The sequence below is a fragment of the Micromonospora sp. NPDC049107 genome, from assembly GCF_040648595.1.
Lineage (GTDB): Bacteria > Actinomycetota > Actinomycetes > Mycobacteriales > Micromonosporaceae > Micromonospora.
On sequence record NZ_JBEZEC010000001.1, the window covers coordinates 806,434 to 818,522 of the forward strand.

Sequence of the window (12,089 nt, forward strand, 5' to 3'; positions counted from 1 at the left end):
TTCGTCGCGCCGCGGCATTCCCGGTGTCAGTGCGTTCCATTCTGGGACGGACTATAGTCGGGGCGGGACAGAGGGAGGAAGCGGGTGCGACGGGAGGATCTCGCCGACGCGGACTGCGGCATCGCGCAGGCGCTCGGTGTGCTGGGGGACTGGTGGACGTTCCTCATCGTGCGCGACGTCGCCGGCGGCACGACCCGCTTCGACGCGCTCCAGCGCGAGCTGGGCGTCAGTCGGCGGGCGTTGACCGAACGCCTGGCCGCGCTGGTGGAGCACGGCGTGCTGGAACGTCGCCCGTACTCCGCGCACCCGCCCCGGCACGACTACCTGCTCACGGCGCGGGGCGAGGGCCTGCTACCGGTGCTGATCGCCCTACAGGACTGGGGAACGAGGCACCTGATGGGTGACGGGGAACTGACCGCGACCGCCGACGACGCCTCCGCCGAGGCCCGACGGGTGCACCATCTCGTCGGGCGGCGACTGCCCGAGGTCGTCCTGCCTGGGCCGGACGGACGGCCGGTCCCGGTCGCGACGCCGGACGCCTGGAGCGTCCTCTACCTCTTCCCGGGCGCGTACGCGCCGGGCGTGAACGCCTATCCGCCCGGGTGGGCCGACATCCCGGGCGCGCGGGGCTGCACCCTGGAATCGACCACCTACGCCGACCGGTATCCGCGGTTCCGGGACCTGGGGGTGCGGGTGTACGGCATCAGCACCCAACGACCGGACCAGCTCGCCGACTTCACCGCCCACGCCGGGTTGCCCTTTCCGCTGCTGTCCGACGAGGACGGCCGACTCGCCGCGGGCCTGCTGCTGCCCACCTTCCGGGCCGGCGGGGTGACCCGGTTCAAGCGACTGACCATGCTGGTCGACCCGGCGTCGGTGGTGCGGGCGGTGCAGTTCCCGGTCACCGATCCGGCCGGGTCGGTCGACGAGATGCTGGCGCTGGCCCGCGACCACGCGACGATCCCCGGCTGACGCGAGGCGTCGACCGGGGATCGAGGCGTACGGGTCGGGTCAGGCCGGGAGCGTCCAGCGCTGGTTGGCGCCGGCGAAGCACTCCCAGATCTGCAGGCGGGCGCCGTCGGCCGAGGTGTTGTCGGTGACGTCCAGGCACTTGTTGGACTGCGGGTTGCGCAGCGTGCCGTTGGACTGCGCCTGCCACACCTGCGCGCCGCTGCCGTTGCAGTCGTACAGCTGCACCTTCGCGCCGTTGGCGGTGGAGCCGCTGGTGATGTCGGCGCACTTGCCGAGGGCGCGCAGCGTGCCGTCGGTGGCGACGGTCCAGGTCTGCGCGGCGGTGCCGTTGCAGGTGTAGATCTGGACGGCGGCGCCGTTGGCGGTGCTCGCGGCCGCCACGTCGACGCACTTGCCGCCGATCCCGGTGATCCGGCCGGTACGACCCGACGGCGGCGGGGTGGTGCCGCCCATGATGGTGTCGTACATGGCGCTCACCAGCGAGGTGGAGCCGGTGGTGTCCTGCGACAGCTCCCAGTTCATCACGCCGCCGGCGTTGGCGAGGGCCCACTGCGTCTTGCGCTTGACGGTCGGGATGCCGTTGTAGCACTGCTGCGCGCCGCCGGCCGTGGTGCAGTCCCGGTTGGCGTTGGCCGGGTCCAGGGCGACGAGCGCCGAGTACGTGTAGTAGCCGGGGCGGCTGTAGAAGGGGATGCCGAGGACGGCCTTACTGGCCGGCAGGCCACGGGACTTCCACAGGTTGATGCTGTTGATCGACCAGTCGTAGTTGGAGTGCGGGCTGCCGCCGTCGTACGCCATGATGTTGAGCCAGTCGACCTGGCTGAACACGGCGGTCGGCACGCCGTCGAGGTAGTAGCCCTCGGAGACGACGGCCGCGGTGAGCAGCTTGCCGCGGCTGTGCAGGGCGCTGCCGAGCTGGGTCATGAGCTGGGTGTAGTTGTTGGCCGAGGCGCCCGGGTCGGGGTACTCCCAGTCCATGTCGACGCCGTCGAGGTTGTACTGGTTGACGAAGTTGACCAGGTTGTTGACGAACGCCGACCGGCTGCCGGAGTTGGCCGCGAGGGCTTCGAAGGCCGAGTCGTTGCCGTCGTTCCAGCCGCCGACGGCGATGGAGACCTTGACGTTGTTGGCGTGCGCCTGGGAGACGAGCGAGGAGAGTTTGCTCGGGTTCTCCACGGCGCGCAGGCTGCCGTCGTTGTTGGGCAGCACGAAGGCGTAGTTGATGTGGGTGAGCTTGTTGTACTGGATCGTGTTGACGTTGCCGGCCCACGAGGGCATGTAGCCGACGCTCTTGAAACCGTTCGGCAGCACCACGGCCTGCGCGGCGGTGGGGACGAGGGCGACGGTGGTGGCGGCGGTGGCCAGGGCGAGCAGGCCGGCGCTGAGGACGCGGCGCAGTGGTGAGGACATGGGGGCCTTCCCGTGGGCGGGGGACGACACCCGCCCGCGCAGGGTTGTCGCGGGCGGGACGTGGGGGATGCAGGAACGGGTGGGCCTCGAGGTGGCCAAATCTTAAAGAGTGTTAACTGTCCGAGTCAATCAACACCGATGAATTTCCGGCGCGGAGCCCACGCGGCTTCTGACGATGCCCAAACGACCGTTAAGCTGACCGGGTGGGAACCGACGAGCTGTACCCGCCGGACCGGCTGGTCGCCGCGCAGCGCGCCACCGCCGCTGCCGGCCTGGACGCGCTGCTGCTCACGCCCGGCTCCGACCTGCGCTACCTGACCGGCTACGACGCCCACGCGGGGGAGCGGCTGACCTGCCTGGTGCTGCCCGCCGAGGGTGAGCCCACGCTCGTGGTGCCCCGGCTGGAACGTCCCGCCGCCGAGGCTTCGACCACCACCGGTCTGCGCATCGTCGACCACGCCGACGGCGCGGATCCGTACCCCCTGGTCGTGGCCGCCCTCGACGGCCCGGCGGCGGCGGTCGGGCTCGCCGACCGGATGTGGGCCGAGCAGGTCCTCGCCCTGCGCGCGGCGCTGCCCGGCGCCGCGCAGCGGCTCGCCGGCGACGTGCTGCGCGAGCTGCGGATCCGCAAGTCCCCGGCGGAGATCGCGGCCCTCGCCGAGGCCGGCGCGGCGATCGACGAGGTGCACCTGCGCATGGGCGAGTGGCTGCGACCCGGGCGCACCGAGGTCGAGGTGGCCGCCGACATCGCCGCCGCGATCCGTGCCGCCGGGCACGTCAGCGTCGACTTCGTCATCGTGGCCGCCGGCCCCAACTCCGCGAGCCCGCACCACGGCACCTCGGACCGGCCGATCGGCGTCGGCGAGCCGGTGGTGGTCGACATCGGCGGCACCATGCCGTCGGGCTACCGCTCGGACTGCACCCGCACCTACCTGGCGGGCGGGACCGCGCCGGCCGAGTTCGTGGCGTACTACGCGGTGCTGCACGCGGCCCAGCGCGCGGCGGTGGCGGCGGTCCGGCCCGGCCGCACCGCGGCGGCGGCCGACGCGGCGGCCCGGACGCCCATCACGGCCGCCGGATACGGCGACGCGTTCCTGCACCGCACCGGGCACGGCATCGGCCTGGACGGTCACGAGGATCCCTACCTGGTGGCCGGGAACGACCGGCCCCTGGAGGCCGGTATGGCGTTCTCCATCGAACCCGGCATCTACCTGGCGGGCCGGCACGGCGCCCGCATCGAGGACATCGTCGTCTGCACGACGGACGGCGTGCAACGGCTCAACACCACCCCCACGGAGCTCATCGCGCTATGACTGTCGACCGGATCCTCCCCACCGACGAGGCCCACGACCTGCTGGACCTCGCTACCGAGCTGGCCGACCGTGAGCTGGCGCCCAAGGCCGCCGGCTTCGAGGAACGCGCCGAGTTTCCCCGCGAGGTGCTGCGCACGATCGGCCGCGCCGGCCTGCTCGGTCTGCCGTACGCCGAGGAGCACGGCGGCGCGGCGCAGCCGTACGAGGTGTACCTGCAGGTGCTGGAGATCCTGGCCAGCCGTTGGCTCGCGGTCGCCGAGGCGGTCAGCGTGCACACCCTGAGCTGCTACCCGGTGGCCGCGTTCGGCACCGACGAGCAGCGCAAGCTGCTGCCGGACATGCTCGGCGGCGAGCTGCTCGGCGCGTACTGCCTCTCCGAGCCGCAGGGTGGCTCGGACGCGGCGGCACTGAGCACCCGGGCGGTCCGCGACGGCGACGCGTACGTCGTCTCCGGCACCAAGGCGTGGATCACGCACGCCCACAGCGCCGACTTCTACAACGTGTTCTGCCGCACCGGCGGTCCCGGCCCGAAGGGCATCTCCTGCCTGGTGGCCGACGCGGGCACCGCCGGCATCGCGCCGCAGACCGCGGAGCGGACCATGGGGCTGCGCTCCTCGCCGGTGGCGCAGATCGTCTTCGACGGGGCACGGGTGCCGGCCGACCGGCTGGTCGGTGGCGAGGGGGCCGGGTTCACCATCGCGATGTCCGCGCTGGACTCCGGCCGGCTCGGCATCGCGGCCTGCGCGGTGGGGCTCGCTCAGGGGGCGCTGGACTACGCCGTCGGCTACGCCCGGGAGCGGCAGCAGTTCGGCCGGTCCATCATCGACTTCCAGGGTCTGGGTTTCCTGCTCGCCGACGCGGCCACCCAGATCTCCGCCGCCCGCGCGTTGACCCTGGCGGCGGCCCGGCTGCGCGACGCCGGGCGGCCGTACTCGATCGAGGCGGCGAAGGCGAAGCTGTTCGCCACCGACATGGCCATGCGGGTGACCACCGACGCCGTGCAGGTGCTCGGCGGGGCCGGCTACGTGGCCGATCACCCGGTGGAGCGGTACCTGCGCGAGGCGAAGGTGTTGCAGATCGTGGAGGGCACCAACCAGATCCAGCGGTTGGTGATCTCGCGGGCGCTCGCGAAGAGCTGACCAGGCGCGGGGCGGCGCGGCGGGGTTCCTCGTCGCCGTCGCGCCGATTTCCCGGTAGGTTGCTCGCCGTGGAGGAGATCGACCGCGCCATCGTCGCCGCCCTGACCGCTGACGGCCGCCTGTCGTACACCGACCTGGCCGAGCGGGTGGGACTGTCGGTGTCCGCCGTGCACCAGCGGGTACGGCGGCTGGAGCAACGCGGCGTCGTCAAGGGGTACGCGGCCCGGGTCTCCTTCGAGGCGCTGGACCTGCCGTTGACCGCGTTCGTGGCGATCCGGCCGTTCGATCCGTCGCAGCCGGACGACGCGCCGGAGCGGCTCGCCCACCTACCCGAGATCGACTCGTGCTACTCGGTGGCGGGGGAGGACTTCTACCTGCTGTTGGTGCGGGTGGCCAGCCCGACGGACCTGGAGCGGGTGTTGCAGGAGATCCGCACCTCGGCGAACGTGACGACCCGGACGACGGTGGTGCTGTCCACGCCGTACGAGAACCGTCCGCCGAAGATCAGTGCCGGGGCGCCTGGTCGGTCGCGGTCCCGGGCGCCGGAGGAGCCGGCTGGTTCCACCGCAGGATGACCTGCCGGTCGTGCTCGTGACCGAGCGCGCTCACCGTCGCGGTGTCCAGCCGCAGTCGTCCGCCGGCGGACGGCGGTAGCCCGATCCAGCGGGCGCCGAGCACCCGCAGGCTGTGCGCGTGGCCGACCAGGGCCACGGTGCCGCGGTCGAGCAACGGGGTGACGCGGGTCAGCACGCGGTCGAGACGCTCGCCCACCTGGGCGGGTGACTCGCCGCCGGGGCAGCCGTCGGTCCAGATGTTCCAGTGCGGGTCGTCGTCGTGGATGTCGACGGTGGTGCGGCCCTCGTACTCGCCGTAGTTCCACTCGCTGAGGTCCTCGTCGACGGCGTCGACGGTGAGCCCGGCGAGCTGCGCGGTGCGCAGCGCCCGGGAGCGGGGACTGGACAGGACGGTGGCGAAGCGCCGGCCGGCGAGGAACGCCGCGAGGGTGCGGGCCTGTCGCTCGCCGTCGGGGGTCAGCTCCAGGTCGGTGTACGAGGTGTGCCGGAGGCTGGCGCTCCAGGTGGTCTCGCCGTGCCGGATCAGCAGGAGCTCTCCCATGCGGCCAGTTAACCACCGTGGCGGCGTGGTCCGGGCCGCCCTCCCTCAACCTATCTTCCTAGGACGCCCTAGCGGGTGTGCCGACCGGCACCACCGGTTTCAGCACCGGAAGACCGGGCAAGCGAGCGGCGACAACCGCCAGACCGAGGAGGCGCGATGAGCTTCACCGAGAAGGCAAAGAACAAGGTCGAGCAGATGGCCGGGGCCGCGAAGGAGCGGGTCGGCGACATGACCAACAACGAGCGGATGCGTGGCGAGGGCGCCAGTGAGCAGAGTGACGCGCGCGCCAAGCAGGCCGGTCAGAACGTGAAGGACGCGGGTCGCAACGTGAAGGACGCCTTCAACAAGTGACCTGAGCGGTCGTGGGGTCCCCGAGCAGATGCCGCTCCGGGACCCCACGCGTGCGAGCCGTTAGGGTCGGCGGCGTGACCGTGCTTCGTTCGCTGGTGTTGTTCGCGTTGGCCGCCCTGGCTGAGATCGGCGGCGCCTGGCTGGTCTGGCAGGGTTGGCGTGAGCAGCGCGGTCTGTGGTGGATCGCCGCCGGTGTGGTCGCCCTCGGCTGCTACGGCTTCGTGGCCACGTTCCAGCCGGATCCGAACTTCGGCCGCATCCTGGCCGCGTACGGCGGCGTGTTCGTGGCCGGCTCGCTGGGCTGGGCGATGGTGGTCGACGGATTCCGCCCAGACCGCTGGGACCTGCTGGGCGCAGCGCTCTGCCTGCTAGGCGTAGCCATCATCATGTACACCCCCCGCACCACAACCCCATAACCCCCCGCCACCCACCCCCTCCACCCCTCCACCCCGCCACCCCCCCTCCACGCCGTCGATCATGGAGTTGTGGTGGGGACGAAACACTCGCGAGACCCTGAATCAGGCACCACAAGTCCATGATCGACGGCCCGCTAGGAGGCCCGGGGCTCCCGCGTGCGGCGATCTTGCACTTTCTGTGGTGTCGTAAGGGGTCATATCGCTTATTCCGGCGACCGAAAGCGCAAGATCGGCGTGAGGTGGGCGGGGCGGTGAGACGTACCCGATTCTGCGATGATGCGGCGCGTGATGGGACCACGGCTCCGCTCGTTCTGGTGTGGGGTGCTGGTTGTGGTGGGTTCGCTTGGCGTGGGCGGGTGCGCGGATTCTCGGGTGCCGCCGCCGGAGCGGCCGACGTTCGTCGGATCCTCCGCCGCGCCCTCGGCCAGCAGCGCCGCATCGACAGCTACTCCGACGCCGGGGGTTGCGAGCGTCCCCGGGGCGTCGAGGGTGGGGACCAGGGCGCCGGTGGTCGACCACGGGCCACGGGCCGGCACCCGGGTCGCGCTGACGTTCGACGCGGACATGACCGACGGGATGCTGGCCAATCTGCGCAGCGGCAAGGTGCGGTCGTACGCGAACCTGCGGATCCTCGACCTGCTGGAGCGCGAGCAGGTGCCGGCGACGTTCTTCCTGACCGGCAAGTGGGTGCGGCGGTACCCGGAGGTGACCCGGCGGATCGCCGGCAATCCGCGCTTCGAGTTGGCGAACCACACCTACGGGCACGCGGCGTTCACGGCGGACTGTTACGACCTGCCCCGGCTGCCGGTCGACGAGCTGGCCGCCGACGTGGCGAAGACGTTCGAGGTGCTCGCGCCGTACGGGGGGCGGCAGACCCGGTACTTCCGCTTTCCGGGGTTGTGCCACGACGCGGCGGCGTTGGACGCCCTCGCGCCGTTGGGTGTGACGGTGGTGGACGGTGACGTGATCAGCGGTGATCCGTTCGCGAAGGCGTGGAAGCCGCTGGTGCGGGCCGTGCTGGACCACGTCCGTCCCGGCTCGGTGGTGATCATGCATGTGACCGAGGCGAACGCGACGATGACCGATGAGGCGTTGCCGCACATCCTGGCCGGGTTACGCGAGCGTGGGTTGACGCCGGCGCCGTTGTCCGAGGTGCTGGCCGCCGGTTGAGTGGGCGGCCAGCACCTCGGGTACGTCAGTCGTCGCGGTGGTCGCTCCACCACTGCTGGCCGTCGGCGGGCAGGGTGTCGATCGGGTCGTAGTAGGCGTAGCGCTTGTTGAGCGCCTCCAGGTCGGCGGACTCGATGGAGGTGCGGTAGTTCTTGGTCCAGTAGGAGATGCCGCGCTCACGGTCGTAGTCGGTGAGCATGTGGACCCAGCGCTTGCCGACGAAGGGGACGTCGCAGACGATCCGCGGGGTGGCGTAGCCGGGCAGGTAGCCCATGATGTCGTGCTGGAGTTGCTGGGCGTGCCAGACCGGGACCCGCCAGTGCTCGGCGTTGGGGATCATGTCGCACATGTAGAAGTAGTACGGCAGGATGCCCGCTTCGCCCTGCAGGGCGAAGCAGAGGTCGAGCAGGTCGGCGTTCGTGGCGTTGACGCCGCGCATGAGGACGCCCTGGTTGCGGACGTCGCGTACGCCGACGTCGAGCGCGGTCTGGGCGGCCTTGGCGACCAGTGGGGTCAGCGACTGGGCGTGGTTGACGTGGGTGTGGATGGCGAGGTTGACGCCGCGTCGGGCGGCGGTGCGGGCGACGCGTTCGAGGCCTTCGACGACGTCGGGCTGGAGCCAGTGTTGGGGGAGGCCCATGAGGGCCTTGGTGGCGAGCCGGATGTCGCGGACGGTTTCGATGTCGAGCAGCCGCATGAGGTACGACTCGAGGTTGCGCCAGGGGACGTTGGCGACGTCGCCGCCGGAGACGACGACGTCGCGTACGCCGGGGTGGTTCTTGAGGTAGGCGATGTGGGCGTCGTAGCGGTCGACGGGCTTGAGGGTGAGTTTGAGTTTGTCGACGGTGGGGGTGGAGTTGCCGACGAGGTCCATGCGGGTGCAGTGCCCGCAGTACTGCGGGCAGGTGGAGAGCAGTTCGGCGAGGACCTTGGTGGGGTAGCGGTGGGTGAGGCCTTCGGCGACCCACATGTCGTGCTCGTGGAGGCTGTCACGGCTGGCGTAGGGGTGTGAGGGCCAGTCGGTGCGTCGGTCGGAGGCGACCGGGATCATGTAGCGGCGGATCGGGTCGGCGAGCAGCGCTTCGGTGCTCATCGTCTCGAACGGCACCATCGTGTTGATCATCTGTGGGGGCACCAGCATGGACATGGTGGCCAGTGCCTTCTGGTCTGCCTCGAGGTCGGCGTAGAAGGTCTCGTCGATGGTGTCGCCGAGGACGGCGCGCAGCTGCTTGATGTTCTTGACGCAGTTGACCCGCTGCCACTGGGCGCTTTCCCACTGGTCGCGGGTGACGTGTCGCCAGCCGGGGAAGCGGGTCCAGTCGGGTTCGACCAGGGGGCGGCGGTGGTATTCGTACGGCTGCCCGGCGGTCGGTGTGGCGACCGGGGCGTGACGGGGTTGGGGGATGGTCTGGGTCACGGCCCCTCCTCGGTGGTGCGGTGGATCATTGAAGCTCGAAGGCTACTGGAAAATATTCGGCAAAGAAATTAGTCTGCCGTAAGTTTTCCCGTTACGCGAGCCCTGGCCGGGGCTTCGAGCGGCTGCGCAGGGGAGGTTGGCGTGACGTCACCGGTGGGACTGCACCGCGTCGTGCAACCGGCGGGGGTGCTGCCGCAGGCGGCGTGGCGCCTGGACGCGTCGAGGGAGATCGCGCCGAACGAGGTGCGGATCCGGGTGCAGCGTCTGAACCTGGACGCGGCGAGCTTCCGCCAGTTGTCGGAGAAGCACGGCGGGAACGGTGACGCGGTACGCGCCGAGGTCCTGGAGATCATCTCCACGCGGGGCAAGATGCAGAACCCGGTGACCGGCTCGGGTGGGATGTTGATCGGCGTCGTCGAGGAGGCCGGTCGGCGTTCCCCGCTGGGACTCAAGGCCGGCGAGCGGGTCGCCTCGCTGGTGTCGTTGACGCTGACGCCGCTGGTGATCACCGACGGGTTGGCCCGCTGGGACGGTCGCAGCGAGCAGGTGCCGTGTGACGGGTGGGCGATCCTGTTCGCCCGGTCGATCGCGGCGGTGCTGCCCGCGGACGAGGATCCGCAGCTGTCCCTCGCCGTGCTGGACGTGTGCGGGGCGCCGGCGCTGACGGCGCGGGTGGTGTCGCGTCAGGTCGAGGACCGGCGGCGTGCGGGTGATCCGACGCCGGTGAGCGTGGCCGTGATCGGTGGGGCGGGCAAGAGCGGGTCGCTGTCCCTGGCCGCGGCGCGGCGCGCGGGCGCCGCCCGTACCGTCGGGGTGGTTCCGGTGGCGGCGGAGCGCGACGCGCTGACGGCGGCGGGTCTGGCGTCGGTGGTGGCGGTGGCCGACGCGCGGGATCCGGTGGGCCTGTCCACGGCGGTGACCACGGCGTTGGGTACGCCGGCTGACGTGACGGTGGTCTGCGTGGACGTGCCGGGTTGTGAGCACGGGGCGGTCCTGGCGACCGCGGACGGCGGCACGGTGATCTTCTTCTCGATGGCGACGAGCTTCTCGGCGGCGGCGTTGGGCGCGGAGGGGCTGGCGGCGGACGTGACGATGCTGGTGGGCAACGGGTACGTGCCGGGGCACGCGGAGTTGGCGCTGGGGTTGCTGCGTGCCGAGCCGGGGGTGCGCCAGCTTTTCGCGGCGCGGATCGCGGCAGACTGAGGTCATGACGAACCCCTCGACGTTGTACCGCGGCGGCGTGTTGCACTGTCCGGCGGATCCGAGCGCGACCGCGCTGCTGGTGTCCGGTGGGCGGATCACCTGGTTGGGCACGGACGGTGACGCGCCGCCGGCCGAGAAGGTGGTGGACCTAGGTGGGGCGCTGGTGACGCCGGCGTTCGTGGACGCGCACGTGCACGCCACGGACACCGGGTTGGCGTTGTCGGGGCTGGAGTTGTCTGGCGTGCGCTCGGCGGGGCAGTTGCTGGACGCGGTGGCGGGTTTCGCGGCGGGTCTGCCGGCGGACGCGGTGGTGCTGGGGCATGGCTGGGACGAGTCGGGTTGGTCGGACGCGACGCTGCCGGACGCGGCGGCGTTGGACCGGGCCGCCGGTGGCCGGCGGGTCTACCTGTCGCAGGCGTCGATCCATTCGGCGTTGGTGTCGTCGGCGTTGCTGGCGGCGTGCCCGCAGGTGGTGGACGCGGCCGGGTACGACCCGTCGGGTTGGCTGCGTCGCGACGCGCACCATGTGGTGCGGGCGGCGGCGCAGGGTTCGGTGACGCGGGCGCAGCGGGTGGCGGCGCAGCGGGTGGCGCTCGCGCACGCGGCGTCGCTGGGGATCGCCGCGGTGCACGAGTGTGGCGGTCCGGAGATCTCCGACGAGGAGGACTTCACGGGCCTGCTGGGCATTTCCGGCGCGGGGGTGCCGGAGGTGTACGGGTACTGGGGTGAGTTGGGTGGCGCGGCGCGGGCCCGGGAGTTGGGCGCGGTGGGCGCTGGCGGGGACCTGTTCGCCGACGGGGCGTTGGGGTCGCGTACGGCGCACGTGTCGCAGCCGTACGGCGACGGTGACGGCTGCGGGCACGGCTACCTGACGGTCGAGCAGGTGCGTGATCACCTGGTGGACTGCGCGGCGCACGGTCTGCAGGGCGGGTTCCACGCGATTGGTGACGCGGCGATCGGCACGGTGCTGGACGGGTTCGCGGCGGCGGCGGCGACGCTGGGTGTGGAGCGGCTGCGGGCGGCCCGGCACCGCGTGGAGCACGCCGAGATCATGAGCCGGCGGATGATCGCGCGGTTCGTGGAGTACGGGATCGTGGCGAGCGTGCAGCCGGCGTTCGACCGGCTGTGGGGTGGTGCGGGCCGGATGTACGAGGCGCGCCTGGGCCTTGCGCGGTCGTTGGAGTCGAACCCGATGGGTGCCATGCACTCGGTGGGTGTGGCGTTGGCGTTCGGGTCGGATTCGCCGGTGACGCCGTTGGACCCGTGGGGGTCGGTGCGGGCGGCGGCGGCGCATCACAACCCGGCGCAGCGGATGAGTGTGCGGGCGGCGTTCGCGGCGCACACGCGCGGCGGGTGGCGGGCGGTGCACCTGGACGCCGAGGGGGTGCTGGCGCTGGGCGCCCCGGCGACGTTCGCGGTGTGGTCGACGCCGGCCGGCGTCGAGCGGGGCCTGCCGGTGCTGCTGGCCGAGGATCCGGACCTGCGCGGCCCGGACGATCCGACGCCGCTGCCGGTGTGCCGGCGGCTGGTGCTGCGCGGCGAGGTCATCTATGAGGAAGGGTCGTCGTGAGCGAGCAGATGA

Annotated in this window: 12 protein-coding genes; 9 read left to right on the forward strand and 3 right to left on the reverse strand. The window is 71.6% G+C overall.

Annotated features, from left to right (window positions below):
- Positions 1-84: 84 nt before the first annotated feature.
- Positions 85-972: a winged helix-turn-helix transcriptional regulator gene (locus AB0B55_RS03465; RefSeq protein WP_357118497.1), complete on the forward strand. Its 888-nt coding sequence runs from the start codon at positions 85-87 to the stop codon at positions 970-972.
- A 39-nt stretch (positions 973-1,011) separates the two neighbouring features.
- Here the strand turns inward: AB0B55_RS03465 and AB0B55_RS03470 are convergent, their stop codons facing one another.
- Entirely contained in the window at positions 1,012-2,382 is a 1,371-nt protein-coding gene (locus AB0B55_RS03470; protein WP_357118500.1) for a glycosyl hydrolase family 18 protein, read from the reverse strand.
- 203 nt (positions 2,383-2,585) lie between these two features.
- Between AB0B55_RS03470 and AB0B55_RS03475 the strand changes: the two genes are divergently transcribed.
- From AB0B55_RS03475 to AB0B55_RS03485, 3 genes are all read left to right on the forward strand, one after another.
- Positions 2,586-3,695: a Xaa-Pro peptidase family protein gene (locus tag AB0B55_RS03475; protein WP_357118504.1), complete on the forward strand. Its 1,110-nt coding sequence runs from the start codon at positions 2,586-2,588 to the stop codon at positions 3,693-3,695.
- Positions 3,692-4,834 (forward strand): acyl-CoA dehydrogenase family protein, encoded by a 1,143-nt coding sequence (locus AB0B55_RS03480; RefSeq protein ID WP_357170030.1) that lies wholly within the window; start codon positions 3,692-3,694, stop codon positions 4,832-4,834. The genes AB0B55_RS03475 and AB0B55_RS03480 overlap by 4 nt, the downstream gene beginning before the upstream one ends.
- 68 nt (positions 4,835-4,902) lie before the next feature.
- Positions 4,903-5,409 carry an Lrp/AsnC family transcriptional regulator gene (locus tag AB0B55_RS03485; RefSeq protein WP_355051132.1) on the forward strand — a complete coding sequence of 169 codons (507 nt, stop codon included), beginning with the start codon at positions 4,903-4,905 and terminating at the stop codon, positions 5,407-5,409.
- Here AB0B55_RS03485 and AB0B55_RS03490 read toward each other — a convergent pair.
- Positions 5,339-5,950, reverse strand: coding sequence for a histidine phosphatase family protein (locus AB0B55_RS03490; RefSeq protein ID WP_357170033.1), 612 nt, complete (start codon positions 5,948-5,950; stop codon positions 5,339-5,341). The genes AB0B55_RS03485 and AB0B55_RS03490 overlap by 71 nt on opposite strands.
- 156 nt (positions 5,951-6,106) lie before the next feature.
- Between AB0B55_RS03490 and AB0B55_RS03495 the strand changes: the two genes are divergently transcribed.
- The 3 genes from AB0B55_RS03495 to AB0B55_RS03505 all read left to right on the forward strand — a co-directional run bounded on the left by AB0B55_RS03495 (position 6,107) and on the right by AB0B55_RS03505 (position 7,887).
- The gene (locus AB0B55_RS03495) at positions 6,107-6,301 is read left to right on the forward strand and encodes a CsbD family protein (RefSeq protein ID WP_357118513.1); all 195 of its coding nucleotides are present in this window, start codon (positions 6,107-6,109) and stop codon (positions 6,299-6,301) included.
- A gap of 74 nt (positions 6,302-6,375) precedes the next feature.
- On the forward strand, positions 6,376-6,717 hold the full coding sequence (locus AB0B55_RS03500) for a YnfA family protein (protein ID WP_357118516.1): 342 nt from the start codon (positions 6,376-6,378) through the stop codon (positions 6,715-6,717).
- Between the two features lie 489 nt (positions 6,718-7,206).
- A complete protein-coding gene (locus tag AB0B55_RS03505) occupies positions 7,207-7,887 on the forward strand; it encodes a polysaccharide deacetylase family protein (RefSeq protein WP_357118519.1) in 681 nt (226 codons plus the stop codon).
- A gap of 25 nt (positions 7,888-7,912) precedes the next feature.
- On the opposite strand, the gene AB0B55_RS03510 is transcribed toward AB0B55_RS03505, so the two are convergent.
- Positions 7,913-9,304 (reverse strand): lysine 2,3-aminomutase, encoded by a 1,392-nt coding sequence (locus AB0B55_RS03510; protein ID WP_357170036.1) that lies wholly within the window; start codon positions 9,302-9,304, stop codon positions 7,913-7,915.
- Between the two features lie 153 nt (positions 9,305-9,457).
- On the opposite strand from AB0B55_RS03510, the gene AB0B55_RS03515 reads away from it, so the two are divergent.
- Positions 9,458-10,507 (forward strand): zinc-binding alcohol dehydrogenase, encoded by a 1,050-nt coding sequence (locus tag AB0B55_RS03515; RefSeq protein WP_357170571.1) that lies wholly within the window; start codon positions 9,458-9,460, stop codon positions 10,505-10,507.
- Positions 10,508-10,511: 4 nt separating this feature from the next.
- Positions 10,512-12,077, forward strand: coding sequence for an amidohydrolase (locus AB0B55_RS03520; protein ID WP_357170039.1), 1,566 nt, complete (start codon positions 10,512-10,514; stop codon positions 12,075-12,077).
- Positions 12,078-12,089 lie beyond the last annotated feature (12 nt).

Excerpts from the sequence above, each read along its gene's own strand:
- AB0B55_RS03470 (WP_357118500.1), bottom strand. The coding sequence starts at position 2,382 with ATGTCCTCACCACTGCGCCGCGTCCTCAGCGCCGGCCTGCTCGCCCTG.
- AB0B55_RS03480 (WP_357170030.1), top strand. The coding sequence starts at position 3,692 with ATGACTGTCGACCGGATCCTCCCCACCGACGAGGCCCACGACCTGCTG.
- AB0B55_RS03490 (WP_357170033.1), bottom strand. The coding sequence starts at position 5,950 with ATGGGAGAGCTCCTGCTGATCCGGCACGGCGAGACCACCTGGAGCGCC.
- AB0B55_RS03495 (WP_357118513.1), top strand. The coding sequence starts at position 6,107 with ATGAGCTTCACCGAGAAGGCAAAGAACAAGGTCGAGCAGATGGCCGGG.
- AB0B55_RS03520 (WP_357170039.1), top strand. The coding sequence starts at position 10,512 with ATGACGAACCCCTCGACGTTGTACCGCGGCGGCGTGTTGCACTGTCCG.